Raw genomic sequence first — 19,460 nt, forward strand, 5'->3', positions numbered from 1 at the left:
TCCTCTTCGTCAGACGGGCGTTCTCACGACTGAGAGGTGGCCGGACAGCTATTTCAGTCCGACCCGACACGTTCCACGCGATGAGTACGACCGACCGGCGCGCGGAACTCGACGGGAGCACCCTGACCGACCTGCCGAAGTTCGAGCTTCGATTCCTCTACGACGACGGCGACCAGCCCCGGTCGGTGACGGTGTACGACCCCGAGTCGCTCGAAACCTCGTGGGTCACCGTCGACGTCGACGCCGCGGTTTCGCTCGACGACGTCCGGTAGCGGACGCGACGGACTGCGCAGCCACCACCGGGAGCGGCTACCGATTCCCGAGCCACCAACGCTTTTCCTTGCGGTATCCGAACGCGAACTGTGCCACCTGAATCGTCGTCGTCCCCGGAGGAGGCGTCGGGCGGTGGAGACGCCGTCGAAACGGAGCTCTCGCGGGACATGGGGCTGTTCGACATCACGTTCATCGGCGTCGGCGCGATGATCGGCGCCGGCGTGTTCGCGCTCACCGGGTTCGCCGCGGGGCTCGCCGGGCCGGCGCTCATCCTCACGTTCCTTTTGAACGGCTTCGTCGCGGTGTTCACCGCCGTCTCGTACGCCGAACTCGGCGCGGCGTTCCCGGAGGCCGGCGGCGGCTACCTCTGGGTGAAGGAGGCGCTCGCCGACCCGAACGGATTCTTCGCCGGCTGGATGTCGTGGTTCGCACACGCCGTCGCGTGCTCGCTGTACGCCGTGACGTTCGGCGTGTTCCTCACCAAGTTCGCCATCTACGGCACCGGGCTCACCAACGAGTTCGTGCTGTGGGGCGTCCTCACCCGGCCGATGGTCGAGAAGCTGCTGGCGACGCTGATGGTCGCGCTGTTCGCGTACATCAACTACCGCGGCGCCGAGGAGACCGGGAAGGCGGGCGTCGTCGTCACGGTCATCAAGGTCGTGATTCTGGGCGTGTTCGTCGCGTTCGGCGTGCTCGCGACGGTCCACACCCCGAACTGGCCGGCGAAGTTCCTATCTTCGCCGCGGTTCGCTCCGAACGGCGTCGTCGGCATCATCGGCGCGATGGGGTTCACGTACATCGCCTTCGAGGGGTACGAGATCATCGTCCAGTCCGGCGAGGAGGTCGTCGACCCGGGCGAGAACGTCCCGAAAGCCGTGTTCTACTCGCTCGCCATCGTCGTCCCAATCTACATCCTCGTGTCGTTCGCCGCCATCGGCGGCATCGAAGTGACGGCCGAACTCGCCCGGCAGGCCGGCGTCCCCGCCACCGCGCCGACGTGGGAGCTGCTCGGGAACCTCGGCGAAATCGGCATCATCGAGGCGGCCGGCCAGTTCGTCCCGTACGGCGTGCCGCTGCTGTTGGTCGCCGGGCTGACCGCGACGATGTCGGCGCTGAACGCGACCGTCTACTCCTCCTCGCGGGTGTCGTTCGCGATGGGGCGCGACCGCGTGCTGCCGTCGGTGTTCGCCGCCATCCACGACGAGAAGCGGACGCCGCACTGGTCCATCGCGCTGTCGGCGGTCATCATCGCCGCGATGGCGGTGACGCTCCCCATCGAGGCCGTCGCCGCCGCAGCCGACATCATGTTCATCCTGCTGTTCGTCCAGGTCAACTGGACCGTCATCAAGATGCGGAAGACGCACCCGGACCTGCCGCGGACGTTCGAGGTCCCGTACATGCCGTGGCCGCCGCTCATCGGCATCGTCCTCCAGGTTCTGCTCACGCCGTTCCTGCTGAAGGCGCTGGGGCTGAAGGTCGGGCTCGGCCCGGAGTCGCACGGCTTCATCGCGCTCGTCACCACCGCGGTCTGGATGCTGCTCGGCCTCGGCGTCTACTACGGCTACTCCGCGCGCCGCGAGGCGGAGAAACTGGAGGAGGAGACGCCGACGGTCGCCACCGAGGAGACGCCGTCCGAACGCGAATCCGAGCTGCTCGTCCCGGTCGCGAACCCGGAGAACGTCGAACAGCTGATGCGGACCGCACTCGACGTCGCGGCCGACCGCGACGCCGCCGTCCGCGTGATGAGCGTCGCCACCGTGCCGCAGCAGACCCCGATCAGCGAGGGCCGGGAGTTCACCGACGACCAGCGCGCCGTCGTCGCACACGCAATCGACTTCGCCGCGGACCACGACCCGGACGTCCCGGTGAGCGGCACCATCCGCATCGGCCACGACGTCTCGACGGCCATCCTGAACACGGTCGAACAGGAGGACTCCGCGGCGGTGCTGCTCGGCTGGCGCGGCCGCGGGCGGCGCCGCGACTACGTGCTCGGCAGCAACGTCGACGAGGTGGTGACGAACGCGCCGTGTGACGTCCTCGTCGAGCGCGTCGGCGACGGCGTCAGCGAGGGCGCCATGGAGTCGGTGCTGGTGCCGACCGCCGGCGGGCCGCACTCCGAGTACGCCGCCGAGGTCGCGGCGTCTATCGCCCGCATGAACGACGCGTCCGTGACGCTGCTGCACGTCCAGGCACCGGGCGGCGACGACGGCCGGTCGGTGCTCGAAGACGCCGCCGCGGCGCTCGACGGCGTCGACGTCGACACGGAACTCGTCGAGTCCGACGACGCGACCGCGGCCATCGTCGACCGCACCGACGGCTACGACCTCACGATCGTCGGCGCGAGCCGCGAGCCGTTCCTCCAGCAGATCGTCTTCGGGGCGCTCCCGGAGGCGGTCGCGCGGCGGTCACGCAGCACGGTCATCATGGCGAGGCGGCACCGCGGCATCACCTCCCTGTTCGCGCGGCTGTTCCGGCGCCGGGACTGACCGCGTGGGGAGTACTTAATTCGGCGGAGCCCCACCGGCCGGTATGCATCGATTAGCGACGAGCGCCGCGGCGCGGCACGCACCGTGGCGCCACCGGCTCCGACGCGCGGAGGGACAGCCATGACAGCACTGCTCGACACGGTCGTCGTCCCGGTCGCCGAGTCGGACGACGCCACCGCGACCGCCGCGGCGCTGTCAGCGCACGCCGACGCGGTCGGCCACGTCACCGTCGTCCACGTCGTCGAGAAGGCGGGCGGCGCGCCCGACAAGGCCGGCGTCGAACAGCGGGAAACCGCGGCCGAACACGCATTCGACGCGTTCCGGCAGGGCCTCCCGGACGTCCCGACGGAGACCGAAACCGTGTACGCGACCGACGTCGTCGACGGCATCCTCGACGTCGCCCGCGACGTCGACGCCTCCGCGGTCGTGTTCACGCCGCGCGGCGGCGGCCGGCTCGTCCGGCTGCTCACCGGCGACGTGACGCTCCGGCTCGTCACCGACGCCGACCGGCCGGTCGTCAGCCTCCCGAACCCCGGAGGTGGCGAATGAACGCGGTCGGGACGCTGCGACTCGCCGTCGCGCGGAGGTGGCGGCGGTGAGCGACGAGGAGCTCGCGAAGGACCTCGGCCCGCTCGCCGCGCTCACCATCGGCGTCGGCACCATGATCGGCGCCGGCATCTTCGTCCTGCCCGGGATGGCGATTTCGCGGGCCGGGTCGTTCGCGGTGGGCTCGTTCGTCCTGGGCGGCGCAATCGCGATTCTCACCGCGTTCTCCGCCTCGGAGCTCGGGACGGCGATGCCGAAATCCGGCGGCGCCTACTACTACGTGAACCGAGCGCTCGGCCCGTTGTTCGGGTCGGTCGCCGGCTGGGCGAACTGGATGGGGCTCGCGTTCGCCTCCGCCTTTTACATGGTCGGCTTCGGCGAGTACGTCGCCAACATCACTGGCGGCTCCGTCGTCGTCCCGGTCGTCGAGGTCGCGATTCCGGTCGGGGTCAAGGCCGTGGCGGTCGCTGCGGCGGCGACGTTCGTTCTCGTGAACTACGTGGGCGCGAAGGAGACCGGGAAGATTCAGAACGTCATCGTGGTCGTCCTCGTCGCGATCCTCGCCGTGTTCACGTTCGTCGGCGCCCTCCAATCCGACCCGGCCAACCTCCCGGCGAGCGCCGGATTCGGGCCGATGGTGTCCACGACCGGACTCATCTTCGTTTCCTACCTCGGGTTCGTCCAGATTACGTCGGTCGCGGAGGAGATCAAATCGCCCGGCAAGAACCTTCCGCGTGCCGTCATCGGCTCCGTCGTCATCGTGACCGTCATCTACGCGCTGGTGCTGTTCGTGATGAGCGCCGCCGTCGAACAGGGGTTCATCGCGGGGCTCCCGGACGGCGAAATCGCGGTGGTTGAGGTGGCGCGGCTCGTACTCGGTCCCGCTGGCGCCGTCGCGATGCTCGTCGGCGGCCTGCTCGCGACGGCGTCGTCGGCGAACGCGTCCATCCTCGCCTCCTCGCGCATCAACTTCGCCATGGGGCGGGACCGAATCGTCTCCCCCGAACTGAACGAGATTCACAAGCGGTTCGGGACGCCGTACCGCTCCATCGCCGTCACCGGGGGGCTCATCCTCGCGTTCATCGTTCTCGCGGACGTCCAGACGCTGTCGACGCTCGGCTCCGTTCTCCACCTCGTGATTTACGCGCTGCTCAACCTCGCGCTCATCGTGATGCGGGAAGCCGACGTCGCGGACTACGACCCGAGCTACACGGTTCCGCTGTACCCAGCCGTCCCGATTCTCGGCGTGGTGGCGTCCATCGCGCTCATCGGCTACATCGAGCCGACGGTCGTGCTCATCGGCGCCGCGTTCGTCCTGTTCGCCGTGCTCTGGTACTTCGGCTACGTCCGGTCGCGGACGGCCGCGGAGGGCGCGCTCTCGGCGTACGTCCGCCAGCGTTCCGAATCGATGCCGGACGCCGCGGTCGGCGCGGCCGACGCCGTCGCTCCTGACGGCGGCGAGTTCCGCGTCATGGTGCCGCTCGCGAACCCGGCACACGAGTCCGACCTGATGCGGCTCGCGACCAGCATCGCGAAGCAGCGCGGCGGCGTCGTCGACGCCGTCCACATCGTCTCGGTGCCCGACCAGACGACGCTGTCGTACGCCGCCGACCACGTCGACGAGTTCGACGAACTCAGCGACGACCTGCTCGACGAGGCCCGCATCGACGCCGAGGAGTTCGGCGTCCCCGTCGAGACGCACACCATCGTCTCCCACCAGTCGTTCGAGGAGGTGTTCGACGCCGCCGCGACCCACGACGCCGACCTCGTCGTGATGGGCTGGGGGCCGGAGGGCCACGGCGCCCCGGGCCGCGTCGAGAGCCGCACCGACGAACTCACTGAGGACCTGCCCTGCGACTTCCTCGTGCTGCGCGACCGCGGCTTCGACCCGGAGACGGTGCTGGTGCCGACGGCCGGCGGCCCGGATTCGGACCTCTCCGCCGCCGTCGCCCGCGACTTCCGCGCGGCGTACGGCTCCACCGTCAGGCTGCTCCACGTCGCCGACGACGTCGACGCCGGCCGCGACTTCCTCGAAACCTGGGCGGCCGAACACGACCTCTCCGACGCCGAACTGCTCGTGGAGAGCGGCGACCCCGAGGCCGCAATCGAAGCGGCCGCCGCCGACTGCTCGCTCGTCGTCATCGGCGCCTCCGAACGCGGCCTGCTCTCGCGGCTGTTCAGCGGCGCGCTCGCGCTCGACGTCGTCGACGACGTCGACTGCTCCGTGCTGCTCGCCGAACGCGCAGGCGACCGGACGCTCCGCGAACGGCTGTTCGGCCGCTGACTCCGGCAAGCCGCGGCGGGTGACCGCCCGCTTTTGCCGCCGCGGCGTCGCCTCCCTGTATGACCGACCCGGAGCCGCCGGCGACGCCGCGCCGCCCCGTCACGGAGGAGCTGCACGGCGAGTCCGTCACCGACCCGTACCGCTGGCTGGAGGAGTCGACCGACGAGGTCCGCGAGTGGACCGACGCTCAGGACGACTACGCCGACGCGGTCCTCGACACCGACCAGCGGGACGCGCTCGCCGAGCGGTTCGACGACCTCGCGCGCGTCACCGACTACGGCCCGGTGACGCCCGCCGGCGACCGGCTGTTCCAGTCCGTGAAGCGTCCGGCCGACGAACAGCCGGTGCTGTACGTGTTCCCGGACGACGCCGACGTCGGCGACCCGGAGTCGGGCCGCGCGCTCGTCGACCCGAACGACTGGGACGGCGACGGCACCACCTCGGTCGACTGGTTCGTCCCCGGCCCGGACGGCGAACGGCTCGCGTACGGCGTCGCGGAGGGCGGCGACGAGCAGTACGACGTCCACGTCGTCGACGTCGCGACCGGCGAGACGCTGGAGACGCTCGCCGGCACCGGCCGGACCAACGCCGGCGGGTTCGCGTGGACCGTCAGCGACGGCGCCGCGGCCGCAGACGGCTTCTACTACGTCGCCACCGGCAGCGCGGACGGCGGCGAAGGGAGCGACGGCGATGGTGGCGACGACGATACTGACGGAGACGACACCGACGGCGGTCAGCTCGACAAGGAGCTCCGCCACCACCGGCTCGGCGTCGACGCGGACCCGGACCCGGCGGACGACCCGGTTGTCGCCGCCGACTTCGACGAGCAGGTGTGGCCGACGCTCGAAACCGACGGCGACGCGCTGGTCGTCGAGTGCATGGACGGCTGGGAGCGCACCGACCTGTACGGCTATCGCGGCGACCCGGCGGCGGCGTCGCTCTCGCCGGTGCTGGAGGGCCACGACGCCGTCTTCTCCGCGACGCTCGCCGGCGACGACCTGCTTCTGGTGACGGACCTCGACGCGCCGTACTCACGGGTCCTCTCCGCTCCGGTGGACGACGTCGTCGGCGCGGACGCCGCCCCGTCCGTCCCCGACGACTTCGCGGAGCTGATTCCGGAGCGCGAGGCGGTGCTGCGCGGCGTCGAACCGGTCGGCGACCGGCTGCTCGCGCACTACCACCGCGACGCCGCCTCCGAACTCGTCGTGTTCGGCCGCGACGGCGACCGCGAACGCGACGTCGACGTCCCGGCGCACGCGACCGTCCACGGCGTCCACGGCGCCGACGAGGCCCGCGGCGGCGACGCTGCCGACGCGGATTCGTCGCCGGCCGCGTACTTCTCGGTGCAGTCGTTCGCGTCGCCGCCGGCGGTCCGCCGCGCCGACGTCGCCACCGGCGCGACGGAGACGCTGTGCGCGCAGGACACCGACGTCGACTTCGACGTCGCGGTGACACAGGAGTGGTTCGAGTCGGCCGACGGCACCGAGGTTCCGGCGTTCGTCGTCCGGCGCGGCGACGTGGAGCCGGACGGGTCGAACCCGGCGGTGCTCACCGGCTACGGCGGCTTCCGCGTGAACCGGACGCCGACGTTCGACCGGTTCCGGCTCCCGTTCCTCCGCGCCGGCGGCGTCTACGTCCTCGCGACGCTCCGCGGCGGCACCGAGTACGGCGAGGCGTGGCACGACGCCGGCCGCCGCGGCGACAAACAGCGCGTCTTCGACGACGCCGTCGCGGTCGCGTCCGGGCTCGGCGACCGCGGCTGGGCGGACCCGGACCGGCTCGGCGTCACCGGCGGGTCGAACGGCGGCCTGCTCGTCGGCGCGCTCCTCACGCAGCGCCCCGACCTGTTCCGGGTGGCGCTGTGTCACGTCCCGCTGTTGGACATGCTGCGGTTCCACCGGTTCCTGCTCGGCGCGTCGTGGACCTCCGAGTACGGCTCCCCGGAGGACCCGGAGGCGTTCGCGTACCTCCGTGACTACTCGCCGTACCACAACGCCCCGGAAGCCGCCTACCCGGCGACGATGTTCACGACGGCGCTCGGCGACACCCGCGTCCACCCGAGCCACGCCCGCAAGATGACCGCGCTGCTCCAAGAGCGAAACGTCGGGCCGCACCCGGTGGTGCTGCGCGTCGAGGGCGACGCCGGCCACGGCGTCGGCAAGCCAACGTCGATGCTGGTCCGCGAGAACGCCGAGCGCTGGGGGTTCGTCTGCGCCGAACTCGGCGTCCCGGCGGCGCACCTCGACGGGTAGCGGCGCGCCGGAACCGCCTCGACTCCGCCTCGTCTTCCTTCGCTGCCGTCCTCGGTTCGACTCGCGATTCGCCCCGCCGCTGCCGCGGCGACTCGGCCGACGCTCGCCGGTCGCCGCCGAGTTTCAGCCCGCGGCCGACTTTTCCTTTCGGCTCTCGGACACAAAGTGAACTGCGTTTCACCGAGCGACTAAGTAGTGTGAGCGAACACTGGAATCTGGCGACGGGCGCGGTGGACCCGTGTGCCTCTGACGATCCCCCCATCCGCCGCGCCTCCGCCGCCCGTTCTTCCGCCCGGAACCGGTAAGTCGGAGCCACCGGTACGGGTCGCTATGACAGTGAGTCGGAGCCGCGGCGAGAACCGGCCGTCGCGCGAGGCGTTCGCGACGCGGCGCGTCACGGTCCCCGTCGACGGCAGCGACGCCGAGTGCGCCGCCACGCTGTACCTCCCCGCGGACGCCGACGACCCGCCGGCCGTCGTCATGGCGCCGCCGTTCGCCGCCGAGGCGTCCTTCGGGCTACCGCGGTTCGCCGAGCGGTTCGCCGCCGCCGGCTACGCCGCGCTCACCGTCGACTACCGCGGCATCGGCCGGTCCGCCTCCGGTCGCGACGCCGCCTCGGCCCGCGACGCCCCGGCCGTGATTCCTGACCGGCAGTGTGACGACGTCGCCGCTGCCGCCGACTTCGCCGCCGGCCACGACGACGTCGGCGACGACCTGGTGCTGTGGGGCGCGTCGCTCGCCGGCGGCTACGCCGTCTCCGTCGCCGCCGACCGGTACGACGTCGACGCCGTCGTCGCACAGACCCCGATTCCGGACGGCGGCCTGCTCGGCGGCGGCGACTCACTCCGGAGTCGACTCCGCGCGGCGGCGGCCGGGCTCCGCGACCGAATCGGCGGCCTCGTCGGCCGCCCGCACCACGTGAAGGTGTACGGCGACCCCGACGAGTTCGCCGTGCTGAACGCGCCCGGCGCGAAGGACGGCTACGTCCGGCTGATTCCGCGCGAGTCCACGTGGCAGAACCGCACGCCGGCCCGCGGGCTCTCCGCGCTCCGCGGCTACCGTGCCGTCGCCGACGCCGACGCGGTGCGCTGCCCGGCGTTCGTCGTCGCCGCCGCGGACGACGCCGTCGTCCCGGCCGAGTCGACCGAGGCGTTCGTCGACGCGCTCGCCGACCCGACGGTGCTGCGCCGGCCGATGAACCACTTCGACGCCTTCCACGACGACTTCGAGGCGATCGTCCGCCACCAGCTCGCGTTCCTCGACGCGACGCTGTGAGCCGCCGCGGTCGCCCGTGTAGGTAGTTTTTCCTCCGGGGCTCCCGACCGTCCGCTATGACCGTCAGCGACGTCGTCGAACTGGAGGGGCACATCATCGACTCGGGGTTGATGGAGCGGGCGTTCACCGTCGTCATGGACCTCGGCGGCGAGTTCGAAATCGAGGAGTTCGAGGTCGGGAAACACAAAGACCAGCAGTCGTACTGCCGGATGCGCGTCATCGCGGCGGACGAGTCCGAGCTGTACCCGATTCTCCACGAACTCCACCAGTCCGGTGCGACGCTCGCGTCGCCGACGGACGCGACGCTGACGCCGGCGCCCGCCGACTGCGTCGTCCCGGACGGCTTCTACTCCACGACGAACCACCCGACCGAGGTCCGCGTCGACGGCGACTGGGTGCCCGTCGACAACATCGAGATGGACTGTGCGGTCGTCGTCGACGGCGTCGTCCGCGGCGACGACGGCGACGTCACCGTCACCGGCGCCGTCTCGGCCGAGACGAAGGTGCTGAACGCCATCGAGGAAGACGACCTCGTCGTCACCGGCGACGCCGGCATCCGCGTCCGGCCGCCCGAGCGCCCCCGCGACAGCTCCGGCCCGTTCGGGTTCATGCGCGGCGGCGTCTCCGCCGAACGGCCGTCCCGGTCGCTCATCCGCGACATCGCCGAAGCCATCGCCGAAACCAAAGCGGAGGGCGGCCGCGTGCTGACCGTCGCCGGCCCGGCGGTCATCCACGCCGGCGCCGGCGAGGCGCTCGCCGACCTCGTCCGCACCGGCTACGTCGACGCCATCTCCGCCGGCAACGGCTTCGCCGTCCACGACATGGAGCGCGCCACCTACGGCACCAGCCTCGGCATGGACGTCGAGACGATGGAGCACCCGCGGAAGGGCCACAAACACCACATCTACACCATCAGCGAGGTCATCCGCGCCGGCGGCATCGAGGCGGCCGTCGAGGAGGGGCTCGTGGAGGAGGGCGTGATGTACGAGTGCGTCGCGAACGACCGCGACTTCGTGCTCGCCGGCTCGATTCGTGACGACGGCCCGCTGCCGGACACCATCACGGACGCCGTCGAAGCCCAGAACGCCATCCGCGAGCAGGCCCGCGACGCAGACCTCGTGTTGATGCTCTGCTCGCTGCTCCACTCGGTCGCCGTCGGCAACTGCCTCCCGTCGACCACCCGCGTCGTCTGCGTCGACATCAACCCCGCGACGGTGACGCAGCTGCTCGACCGCGGGTCGGCGCAGGCCGTCGGCATGGTGACCGACGTCGGGACGTTCGTGCCGATGCTCGCCGAAGAACTCCTGGAGTAACACGGACTCCAGCCGCTTCGCGGTCTGTACTTCGCTGCGCGGCCTGCCTGCGGGACCACACGACCACGTCGAGAAACAGGAGCGGAGCGGCGGCCCGCCGGTCAGGCCTTGTCGGGCCGCGAGGACGACCCGGGGCCGCGGCCGACGACGCGGACGACGCGGCGGACCGCGGCGCCGAGGCAGAACGCGGCGACGCCGAGCGGGGCGCCGACCGCGACGGCGACCGCGGCGGCGACCGCGACGGCTTCGGGCAGCGAGACGACCGCCGCCCCGGTCTCGTAGGCGACGCGGGTGCCGTACCGCGTCGCCGCGGCGCCGAACACCGGCGCGGCGACGAGCAGCGTCGTCGGCAGCAGCCCGGAGTTGACCCCGGCGTTCGCCGCGCCGAGCGCGAGCAGCGCGCCGGCCGCCACGAAGACGCCGACCGCCGGGTCCGTGCCGGTCCAGGTGCCGCGAACCGCGGCTTCGAGCGCCGAGTAGCCGACGGAGGAGCCGACCCACCACGCGACGACGAGCGCGAGCGCCGGCGACAGCAGCGCGGCGAGCAGCGAGACGTCGGTCCGCCGCCCGACGACGGCGACCCGAAGCGGCCCCGTCACGGTTCGACGGACGGGGCCGGACACCACGCGCCGCGCCACGTCGGCGGCGCGTCTCGTCCGCGTCCACAGCGCTCCGGCGGCGGCGCTGACCCACCGTCGGAGCCGGACTGCAGCCTTCTTCGAGCGCGACGCGACGGCGACCATCGCCTCCAGAACCGCGGCGACCGCGGCCGCGACGCTGGAGTGGAGAGCTGACGTATCGGGGGACACACCGCGGCCTTATCAGCCGCACCTCATATCGGTTTGGGTCCGATTTCGCAGGCTCGGACGTGAAAAACGGAGACGCGCCGTCTGCCGACTGCTACCTTGCCGACTGCTACCTTGCTGACTGCTACCTTGCCGACCGCTACACTTCCTCGCGCGGCACGACGCGCATCGGCCGGTTCGACTGGAGCAGGACGTCCTGTGCGACGCTGCCGAACAGCATCTTCCCGGTGCGGCTGCGCTTCCGAATCCCGATGACGAGTTCGTCGGCGTCGACGTCGTCGGCGTGGTTCAAGACGTCCTCGGCGGGGTCGTTGCCGCGGACGAGCTGGTGGGTCTCGACGACGACGTCGTCGCCGAGACGTTCCTCGACGGCTTCGAGCGCCTGTTCGCCGGCGCGAATCTCGTCGGCGTCGGTGGCGTCGCCGCCGCGCTGGGAGTTCACGGCGTGCACCTCGTCGCCGTCGTCGAGTCGGTCTTGGAGGTACGTCGCCAGCACCGCGCTGGTGTGAACCGAGTTCGTCGCGAGCACGAACAACATGGCTACTGCGCCGTCCGGCCGCCGCATAACGCTATCGGCGATTTTCGGGCGGCGGCGCTACGCTTCCGGAGTCGGCACGACGCGGACGGGTCGGTCCGCGTTCAACAGGACGTCCTCGGCGACGCTGCCGAACACCAGTTTCGCGGCGACGCTCCGGTTCCGGACGCCGATGACGAGTTCGTCGACGCCGTTGCGGTCCGCGAAGCCGAGGAGGTCCTCGGCGGGGTCGTTGCCGCGGACGAGCTGGTGGGTCTCGACGGTCGTCTTATGGGACAGCCGGGTTTCGACGACGGCGAGCGCCTCCTTGCCGCGCCGGAGGTCGCCCTGGGTCGTGTCGTCGCCGCCGCGCTTCGAGTTCACGGCGTGCACCAGGTCGGCGTCGTCGACGCGCGGCGCCAGGTAGTCGCAGAGCAGTTCGCTGCGCTCGGCCGAGTTCGTCGCGACGAGGTAGACCGCCATACCGCCTCCCCGGACGCCGCGCACCTAACGCTGTCCCCGGCGACGGCGCTGCCCGGTTCCGGGTACGCGCGACCTGTCGCGGCACAAAGGGTTTACTCTCGCCCGTCGATTCGGGAACGATGCCCCGTGAACAGCTGTTCGCCGGCGCGGCCGCCGCGGTGCTCGTGGTGGCCGCGCTGTCGGCGCTCGCCGTCCCCGGCGTAGTCGCCCCTCCCGACGATGGCCCGACGCGGCCCGGCCCGGTCCGGGTGGCGGAGGTCGCCGTCACGCCGGGCGATGTCGGCGGCGCCACGGCCGAACTCCGACTGCTGACCAGAATCGACCACCGCGGCAACCCGACGCCGAACGTCACCGTCCGGTTCCGGGCGTACGACGCCGAATCCGGGCTGCTCCGCGCCGAGGAGACTGTCGACCTCGGCACCGTCACGGACGACGGCAGCGTCCCGGTGAACGCGTCGCTCCGCGTGCCCCGCGAGGGCGGCTACGTCCTGGAGACGACGGTGTTCCGCGGCGGCGAGCGCGTCGACCGCCACCGGACCGAGGTGTCGGGGATGCGCGCGCTGACCCCGGCGTATGCACGGACGGACGTCAGGTTCACCGAGAGCGCCGCGATTCCGTCGCTCGCGGTGTCCGTCGAGTCCGTGAGTGGCGACTCGACGACGCTGCGGGTCGCGGCGTCGCTGACGAACACCGGCGACGAGCCAAGCGGCGACCTCCGCGTCGAACTGATACTGCGGCAGGCGGAGTCCAACCTCGTCGCTGGCCGCACCACCGTCGACGTCGGCGCCATCAGGCCGGGCCGCACCGCCGACGCGGCGGCGACCGTCACGGTGCCGTCCGACTACAACTACTACGTCGACGCCGTGCTGTACAAAGACGGCGTCATCATCGACACCGCGCGGTCGGTCGCGAACCTCGACCCGACGCGAACCATCTCCGCGAACGAGACCCGGCAGGACGTCGAGTTCAACGTCGGCGACTTCGCCGAGGACGGCGGCGGTACGGCGCCGACCCGGACGCCGCACGGAACCGCGGCCGCGACGCAGACGCCCGGCTTCGGCGTCGCCGTCGCGGTCGTCGCGCTGCTCGGCGCAGCCCTGCTCGCACGGAGGTCCACCCATGACTGACGACACCACCGAACCCGAAGAGACGACAGAACCGACCGACTCCGCCGACTCGACAGCCCAACCCGACCCGGACGTCGCCGGCGAGTCACCCGGCTCCGCCGGCTCGGCCGGAGCCGAAGCACCCACCGAGCCCGAGGCGGCCGGCCGCGAGGCGGCAGACCGCGAGGTGACCGACCGAGAGAAGACAGACCGCGAGGTAACCGACCGCGACGGCGATGCCGACGCGGCCGGTGGCGGCGGAACCGCCCGGAGCAACGTCCGGCGGTACCTGAACTACGCGCTGCTGTCGGCGCTGGTGCTACTCGCGCTCGTCGCCGGCCTCCGGTTTTACGGCGCCGCCTCGTCCACCATCAATCAGTGGGTGGCCGCGGAGTACCGGTCGCTGTTCCACGCGGCGTTCAACCTCGCGCTGCTGTTCGTGGCCGCCGCCGGCATCTCGCTGCAGGTGAAGCGGCTCCGGTAGCGCCGGCGTCCGCGGCGACGCCGCGGAGTCCCGTTCAGGCGACGAGGAGCCAGCCGACGAAGACGGCGACGCCGCCGAGCGCCGTGGAGGCGACGGCGTGGACGCGGAGTCGGTCGAGGAGCCGGTGGGCGTCGTCGTGGTGTTCGAGCGACTCGTGGACCTCGCTGCCGAGTTCGCACTCCGGCAGGAAGTCCATCGCGATGTGGACGAACACGCCGGTCGCGAACCCGAAGACGACGCCGCGGACGGCGTCGGAGGCGGGGAGGCCGAGGAACGACGACGCGATGGCGGCGACGCCGACGCCGGCCGCCGGGAGCAGAATCGCGGTCCAGTCGCCGCCGCGGCCGACGTAGCGGTGCACGGCGGCGTAGCCCGCCGGCCCTTTGTGCGAGACGATGGCCAGTCCGAGCAGCGCGCCGAGTTCCATGTTGCCGTAGATGATGCCGATGATGGCGCCCGCGGAGACGGCGTGCGCCGTGAGTTCAGCGAGCGTCCGGTCGAACGGGAGGTCCATGTGCGCGAGCCGGTGGCCGAGCGTGTGCGCCGCGAAGCCGACGAGCAGCCCGGTGGCGACGCCGAAGCCGCCGAACGTCATGCTCTGCCGCATTGCCTGCGGCAGCAAGAACACGGCCGCGCTCGTCACCATCGCGCCGGCGGACAGCCCGTACCCCCAGACGAGCAGGTGCGGCCGGTCCTGCGGCGTCTTCGCGCCGAACCAGCCGGCGACCGTCATTCCGAGGAACGCGACCCACGCGATGCCGAACAGCGTCGCGCGCCCGGTCGTGAACGCCACCGCCGACGTCGCGACCAGCAGCGCGACGCTCGCGCCGCCGAGCGCGGTTTCGCGCCGCGTCTTCGCCCCGCCGCCGTCCGCGTTCGCCCCGCCCGCGTGACCCGCTTCGTCGTCCATGTTGTTAACCAACACTGAAGAGTTAATAGTGCCTCCGGTTCGGTGGCCGTCCGCAGCAGTCCGCTGCCGGCCGCGGGTCGACCGCGCGGGACGGCGGCGACAACGCTGAAAGGCGGCGCGCACAAACCCCGTGGCATGGCCGAGGACGTGACCGTCGACGTGGAGGTAGAGGTCGAAATCGACGACGACGAACTCGAAATCGAGGCCGGTGACGTCACCGAAGCGGAGGCGGAACTGGAGGTCGACGGCGTCGAAATCGAGGTCGAAGTCGAGGTGGAACGCGAAGACGGCGACGGCCGCGAGGGCGAACACCGCGAGGACGACGAGGCCGAAGCCGACGAGGAGCGGGACGAGGACGGAGGCGAAGACGAGGAGGACGCGGAACGGGACGCACACGAGGAGGCGGACGGCGAGTCGGAAGCGCGTGGCGCGTCGGGGGCCGAGGCGGACCGCGACGACCTCGGCGTCGCCGAAGAGGGCCCTGCGGCCGACGTCCCGGGCGACCCCGACGCGGCCCACCCGGAGAGCGACACCGGCTACGACGACTACGAGTAGCGCCGCCGGCACGGGCAGCGCCGCCGACCGCGGAGCGCGTTTTTTAACCGAGCCGAGCGCGAACCGGCTGGTATGACTGAGCCGCGCGTCCCCGGCGGCGGGGGCGAAGCCGTCGAGTTGCCGTGCGGCGAGACGATTCGCGTCCGCGACGTCGACATGGGGATGCGGGAGTTCGACTGCGACTGCGGCGACGCGCACGCGGTCGTGACGGACGTGAATCCACCGGACCGCTTCCTCCCCGAATTCCTGGTCGACGTGCTTCGCGACGCCGTCGAGACCACGAGCGAGGAGCTCCCCGAGTTCGGCACGCCGCACCTCATGGGTATCGTGCTCGAAGAGTTCCCCGAGCAGGTCGTCGCCGAGGACGTCAGCGAGGACCACGACGTCGGCTACACGATGCTGTGGATTACGGCGTTCGACTCCCGCCGCCTCCACGAAATCATCGTCGAACTCGTCGTCGAACTGATGGAGCACGCCGTCAGCCACGGCGACGACGAGGCGGCCATGACGGAGTTCGAACGGCAGATGCTGGAGTTCGACGTCGCGGAGTTCGTCGACCAGTACCGGGACGAACGCGACCTCGACGCCGACGACGTCTACGTCTGAACCGTCGCTCGACGCTGATTATCCGCGGCAGCCCGGACGACCTGCTCCGTGAGTCGGTGTCGCTGCTGGCCCGTCTGTTGCTTCCGCACGCGCGAGCGCGAGTCACTCCTCACCCGTTCGGTGTGGCACACAGTAACATTACGAATTTCGTAATTTTGCTGCGAATCTCTTCGTGAGTCGCCGGGCTTATTACGAGACGCGGACTTCGATGTGGTAATGACCGAGGAATCCAGGACGATTCTGCTCATCGGCAGCGGGCCGATCCAGATCGGGCAAGCAGCTGAGTTCGACTACTCCGGCGCGCAGGCGTGCCGGGCACTCCAGGAGGAGGGAGCGCGAGTCGTGCTGGTGAACTCGAACCCGGCGACCATCATGACCGACCCGGAGATGGCCGACGAGGTGTACATCGAGCCCATCACGACCGAGGCCATCGCGGAGGTCATCCGGACGGAGCAGCCCGACGGCGTCATCGCCGGCCTCGGCGGCCAGACCGGGCTGAACGTCACCGCCGAACTCGCAGAGGAGGGCGTCCTCGAAGAGCACGACGTCGAAATCATGGGGACGCCGCTCGACACCATCTACGCCACGGAGGACCGCGACCTGTTCCGCCAGCGCATGGAGAACCTCGGCCAGCCCGTCCCGGCGTCGACGACCATCACGCTCGACGACGGCGAGTCGATGGCGGGGCTGGACGAGGAGACGCTGCGCGACCGCGTCGAAGCCGCCGTCGACGCCGTCGGCGGCCTCCCGGTCATCGCCCGCACCACGTACACGCTCGGCGGCTCCGGCTCCGGCGTCGTCGACGAGATGCCGGAACTCATCGAGCGCGTCCGGAAGGGGCTGCGGCTCTCCCGGAACGACGAGGTGCTCATCACCGAGTCCATCGAGGGCTGGGTCGAACTGGAGTACGAGGTGATGCGGGACGCCGACGACTCCTGTATCATCATCTGCAACATGGAGAACATCGACCCGATGGGAATCCACACCGGCGAATCCACCGTCGTGACGCCCAGCCAGGTCATCCCGGACGACGGCCACCAGGAGATGCGCGACGCCGCGCTCGAAGTCATCCGCGACCTCGGGATTCAGGGCGGCTGCAACATCCAGTTCGCGTGGCACGACGACGGCACACCCGGCGGCGAGTACCGCGTCGTCGAGGTGAACCCGCGCGTCTCCCGCTCCTCCGCGCTCGCCTCGAAGGCGACCGGCTACCCCATCGCCCGCGTCACCGCGAAGGTCGCGCTCGGCAAGCGCCTCCACGAGATCGAAAACGAGATCACGGGCCAGACCACGGCGGCGTTCGAGCCCGCCATCGACTACGTCGTCACGAAAGTGCCGCGGTGGCCCATCGACAAGTTCCCGGAGACCGACTTCGAGCTGTCCACGGCGATGAAGTCGACCGGTGAGGCGATGGCCATCGGCCGCACCTTCGAGGAGTCGCTGACGAAGGCGCTGCGCTCTTCGGAGTACGACCCGGCGGTCGACTGGGACGACGTCTCCGACGAAGAGCTCGAATCCGAGTACCTGGTCCGCGCGAACCCGGACCGGCCGTACGCGATGTTCGAGGCGTTCAGCCGCGGCTACACCGTCGAGGATGTCATCGACCTCACCGACATCGAGGAGTGGTACGTCGAGCGGTTCGAGAACGTCGCCGACGCGTACGACGCCGCCCAGCACGGCGAGTTCGGCGACGGCGCCGCCGCGGGACTCACCGACCAGCAGCTCGCCGCCGAAGGCGACGTCGACGTCGACGCCGTCGACGCGGCGACGCCCGACCGGTCGTTCAAGCAGGTCGACACCTGCGCCGGCGAGTTCGAGGCGACGACGCCGTACTACTACTCCGCGCGCAACACCGGCGAACTCGTCGAGAGCGACGGCGGCCTCGTCGAAGGCGAACCGCGCGTCGGCGGCGCGGTCGCCGACGAGGTCCGCGTCGACGAGGACGCCGAGTCCGTCGTCGTCGTCGGCGGCGGCCCGATCCGCATCGGGCAGGGCGTCGAGTTCGACTACTGCTCGGTCCACGCGGTCCGCGCGCTCCGCGAACAGGGCATCGACGCGCACGTCGTCAACAACAACCCCGAAACCGTCTCGACCGACTACGACACCTCCGATGGCCTGTTCTTCGAGCCGATCACCGCCGAGGAGGTCGCCGACGTCGTCGAGCGCACGAACGCCGACGGCGTCATGGTGCAGTTCGGCGGGCAGACGTCGGTCAGCGTCGGCGAGCCGCTCGAAGCCGAACTCGACCGCCGCGGCCTCGACTGCGAAATCATGGGGACGAGCGTCGAGGCGATGGACCTCGCGGAGGACCGCGACCGCTTCAACCGCCTCATGGACGACCTCGGCATCGCCCAGCCCGAAGGCGGCTCGGCGACCAGCGAGGACGAGGCGCTGGCGCTCGCCCGCGACATCGGCTACCCGGTGCTGGTCCGGCCGAGCTACGTCCTCGGCGGCCGCGCGATGGAAGTCGTCCACGACGACGACGAGCTCCGCGAGTACATCGAGGAGGCCGTCCGGGTGTCGCCCGACAAGCCGATTCTGGTCGACGAGTTCCTCGCCGACGCCGTCGAACTCGACGTCGACGCGGTCTCCGACGGCGAGGAGACGCTCATCGGCGGCGTCATGGAGCACATCGAAGCCGCCGGCGTCCACTCCGGCGACTCCGGCTGCATCATCCCGCCGCAGTCGCTCGGCGCCGACACGCTCGGCCGCGTCCGCGAGGTCGTCGAGGACATCGCGACCGCGCTCGACACGGTCGGGCTGCTGAACGTCCAGCTCGCCGTCCGCGAGGAGGACGACGGCGCCGAGGTGTACGTGCTGGAGGCGAACCCGCGCTCGTCCCGGACCGTCCCGTTCGTCTCGAAGGCGACGAACGTCCCCATCGCGAAGCTCGCCGCGAAGGTGATGGCGGGCGCGTCGCTCGACGACCTCGACGTCTCCGAGTCGATTCCGGAGCACATCAGCGTGAAGGAGGTCGTCCTGCCGTTCGACCGCCTGCCGAACTCCGACCCGCGGCTCGGCCCGGAGATGAAGTCCACCGGCGAGGTCATGGGGACGGCGACCACGTTCGGGAAGGCGTACGAGAAGGCGCTCGACGCCGCCGGCCAGGGGCTCCCGGACGACGGCACCGTCGCGTACGTCTCCGTCGGCGACAGCCTCCCGGCGCCCGGCACCGACGCCGCCGCCGACTTGCTCGACGGCTTCGCGGAGTACTACGACGTCGCCGAGCCGGACGACGTGACCGCCGCGCTCCGCGCCGGCGACGTCGACCTGCTGCTCTCCGACGAGGTGGACGCGCTCCGCGCGGCCGTCACCGAGGAGGTGCCGTACCTGTCGACGGAGGCCGCCGCCTCCGCCGCGCTCGAAGCGCTCGACCACCGCGAAGACGACCTCGACGTGCTCGCCGTCTCCCGCCGGCCGCGCACCGACGCCGACTGGGGTCGCTGACGGGCTGACCGGCCGACCGGCTGACCGGCCGGTATCGCCGACGCTCCAAGCGACCCGAGGAGACAGCGAGAGGTTTCACCGTCGACACCGCGGCTCCGCTCTTGGGGCGTCGTAACCGGT

Annotated in this window: 16 protein-coding genes; 12 read left to right on the forward strand and 4 right to left on the reverse strand. The window is 71.1% G+C overall.

Annotated elements, in window-relative coordinates; translation table 11 throughout:
• Window positions 1–80: 80 nt before the first annotated feature.
• From ACQUST_RS09830 to ACQUST_RS09860, 7 genes are all read left to right on the forward strand, one after another.
• Complete coding sequence (locus tag ACQUST_RS09830) at window positions 81–272, forward strand: hypothetical protein (protein ID WP_435127766.1); 192 nt, start codon at window positions 81–83, stop codon at window positions 270–272.
• A gap of 168 nt (window positions 273–440) precedes the next feature.
• Window positions 441–2,759 (forward strand): amino acid permease, encoded by a 2,319-nt coding sequence (locus ACQUST_RS09835; protein ID WP_435128170.1) that lies wholly within the window; start codon window positions 441–443, stop codon window positions 2,757–2,759.
• 120 nt (window positions 2,760–2,879) lie between these two features.
• Window positions 2,880–3,308 carry a universal stress protein gene (locus tag ACQUST_RS09840; RefSeq protein WP_435127768.1) on the forward strand — a complete coding sequence of 143 codons (429 nt, stop codon included), beginning with the start codon at window positions 2,880–2,882 and terminating at the stop codon, window positions 3,306–3,308.
• Between the two features lie 46 nt (window positions 3,309–3,354).
• Window positions 3,355–5,589, forward strand: a complete 2,235-nt coding sequence (locus tag ACQUST_RS09845) for an amino acid permease (RefSeq protein ID WP_435127770.1) — start codon at window positions 3,355–3,357, stop codon at window positions 5,587–5,589.
• A 59-nt stretch (window positions 5,590–5,648) separates the two neighbouring features.
• Complete coding sequence (locus tag ACQUST_RS09850; protein ID WP_435127772.1) at window positions 5,649–7,841, forward strand: prolyl oligopeptidase family serine peptidase; 2,193 nt, start codon at window positions 5,649–5,651, stop codon at window positions 7,839–7,841.
• A 330-nt stretch (window positions 7,842–8,171) separates the two neighbouring features.
• Window positions 8,172–9,116 (forward strand): alpha/beta hydrolase, encoded by a 945-nt coding sequence (locus ACQUST_RS09855; protein WP_435127774.1) that lies wholly within the window; start codon window positions 8,172–8,174, stop codon window positions 9,114–9,116.
• Between the two features lie 56 nt (window positions 9,117–9,172).
• Window positions 9,173–10,429, forward strand: a complete 1,257-nt coding sequence (locus ACQUST_RS09860) for a TIGR00300 family protein (protein ID WP_435127776.1) — start codon at window positions 9,173–9,175, stop codon at window positions 10,427–10,429.
• 101 nt (window positions 10,430–10,530) lie between these two features.
• Here the strand turns inward: ACQUST_RS09860 and ACQUST_RS09865 are convergent, their stop codons facing one another.
• The 3 genes from ACQUST_RS09865 to ACQUST_RS09875 all read right to left on the reverse strand — a co-directional run bounded on the left by ACQUST_RS09865 (window position 10,531) and on the right by ACQUST_RS09875 (window position 12,232).
• Window positions 10,531–11,238 (reverse strand): hypothetical protein, encoded by a 708-nt coding sequence (locus ACQUST_RS09865; RefSeq protein ID WP_435127778.1) that lies wholly within the window; start codon window positions 11,236–11,238, stop codon window positions 10,531–10,533.
• 136 nt (window positions 11,239–11,374) lie between these two features.
• A complete protein-coding gene (locus ACQUST_RS09870; protein WP_435127780.1) occupies window positions 11,375–11,773 on the reverse strand; it encodes a universal stress protein in 399 nt (132 codons plus the stop codon).
• A 57-nt stretch (window positions 11,774–11,830) separates the two neighbouring features.
• Window positions 11,831–12,232, reverse strand: a complete 402-nt coding sequence (locus ACQUST_RS09875; protein ID WP_435127781.1) for a universal stress protein — start codon at window positions 12,230–12,232, stop codon at window positions 11,831–11,833.
• Between the two features lie 119 nt (window positions 12,233–12,351).
• On the opposite strand from ACQUST_RS09875, the gene ACQUST_RS09880 reads away from it, so the two are divergent.
• Together ACQUST_RS09880 and ACQUST_RS09885 are read left to right on the forward strand one after the other, a co-directional pair.
• The gene (locus tag ACQUST_RS09880; protein WP_435127783.1) at window positions 12,352–13,359 is read left to right on the forward strand and encodes a DUF7490 domain-containing protein; all 1,008 of its coding nucleotides are present in this window, start codon (window positions 12,352–12,354) and stop codon (window positions 13,357–13,359) included.
• Window positions 13,352–13,822: a hypothetical protein gene (locus tag ACQUST_RS09885; protein WP_435127785.1), complete on the forward strand. Its 471-nt coding sequence runs from the start codon at window positions 13,352–13,354 to the stop codon at window positions 13,820–13,822. Before ACQUST_RS09880 ends, ACQUST_RS09885 begins: the two co-directional genes overlap by 8 nt.
• Before the next feature lie 34 nt (window positions 13,823–13,856).
• On the opposite strand, the gene ACQUST_RS09890 is transcribed toward ACQUST_RS09885, so the two are convergent.
• A complete protein-coding gene (locus ACQUST_RS09890; RefSeq protein WP_435127787.1) occupies window positions 13,857–14,732 on the reverse strand; it encodes a ZIP family metal transporter in 876 nt (291 codons plus the stop codon).
• Window positions 14,733–14,867: 135 nt separating this feature from the next.
• Between ACQUST_RS09890 and ACQUST_RS09895 the strand changes: the two genes are divergently transcribed.
• The 3 genes from ACQUST_RS09895 to carB all read left to right on the forward strand — a co-directional run bounded on the left by ACQUST_RS09895 (window position 14,868) and on the right by carB (window position 19,340).
• Complete coding sequence (locus ACQUST_RS09895; protein ID WP_435127788.1) at window positions 14,868–15,287, forward strand: hypothetical protein; 420 nt, start codon at window positions 14,868–14,870, stop codon at window positions 15,285–15,287.
• Between the two features lie 72 nt (window positions 15,288–15,359).
• On the forward strand, window positions 15,360–15,893 hold the full coding sequence (locus ACQUST_RS09900) for a DUF5815 family protein (RefSeq protein WP_435127790.1): 534 nt from the start codon (window positions 15,360–15,362) through the stop codon (window positions 15,891–15,893).
• 216 nt (window positions 15,894–16,109) lie between these two features.
• Window positions 16,110–19,340 (forward strand): carbamoyl-phosphate synthase large subunit, encoded by a 3,231-nt coding sequence (gene carB, locus ACQUST_RS09905; RefSeq protein ID WP_435127791.1) that lies wholly within the window; start codon window positions 16,110–16,112, stop codon window positions 19,338–19,340.
• Window positions 19,341–19,460 lie beyond the last annotated feature (120 nt).

The organism is Halobaculum sp. D14 (assembly GCF_051195135.1).
Lineage (GTDB): Archaea > Halobacteriota > Halobacteria > Halobacteriales > Haloferacaceae > JBNTKA01.

Bases quoted from the DNA above. Each gene is read 5' to 3' on its own strand.
- ACQUST_RS09855 (WP_435127774.1), top strand. From the start codon at position 8,172: ATGACAGTGAGTCGGAGCCGCGGCGAGAACCGGCCGTCGCGCGAGGCG.
- ACQUST_RS09835 (WP_435128170.1), top strand. From the start codon at position 441: ATGGGGCTGTTCGACATCACGTTCATCGGCGTCGGCGCGATGATCGGC.
- ACQUST_RS09850 (WP_435127772.1), top strand. From the start codon at position 5,649: ATGACCGACCCGGAGCCGCCGGCGACGCCGCGCCGCCCCGTCACGGAG.
- ACQUST_RS09895 (WP_435127788.1), top strand. From the start codon at position 14,868: ATGGCCGAGGACGTGACCGTCGACGTGGAGGTAGAGGTCGAAATCGAC.
- ACQUST_RS09840 (WP_435127768.1), top strand. From the start codon at position 2,880: ATGACAGCACTGCTCGACACGGTCGTCGTCCCGGTCGCCGAGTCGGAC.
- ACQUST_RS09870 (WP_435127780.1), bottom strand. From the start codon at position 11,773: ATGTTGTTCGTGCTCGCGACGAACTCGGTTCACACCAGCGCGGTGCTG.
- ACQUST_RS09860 (WP_435127776.1), top strand. From the start codon at position 9,173: ATGACCGTCAGCGACGTCGTCGAACTGGAGGGGCACATCATCGACTCG.
- ACQUST_RS09875 (WP_435127781.1), bottom strand. From the start codon at position 12,232: ATGGCGGTCTACCTCGTCGCGACGAACTCGGCCGAGCGCAGCGAACTG.
- ACQUST_RS09885 (WP_435127785.1), top strand. From the start codon at position 13,352: ATGACTGACGACACCACCGAACCCGAAGAGACGACAGAACCGACCGAC.
- ACQUST_RS09830 (WP_435127766.1), top strand. From the start codon at position 81: ATGAGTACGACCGACCGGCGCGCGGAACTCGACGGGAGCACCCTGACC.
- carB (WP_435127791.1), top strand. From the start codon at position 16,110: ATGACCGAGGAATCCAGGACGATTCTGCTCATCGGCAGCGGGCCGATC.
- ACQUST_RS09900 (WP_435127790.1), top strand. From the start codon at position 15,360: ATGACTGAGCCGCGCGTCCCCGGCGGCGGGGGCGAAGCCGTCGAGTTG.
- ACQUST_RS09880 (WP_435127783.1), top strand. From the start codon at position 12,352: ATGCCCCGTGAACAGCTGTTCGCCGGCGCGGCCGCCGCGGTGCTCGTG.
- ACQUST_RS09890 (WP_435127787.1), bottom strand. From the start codon at position 14,732: ATGGACGACGAAGCGGGTCACGCGGGCGGGGCGAACGCGGACGGCGGC.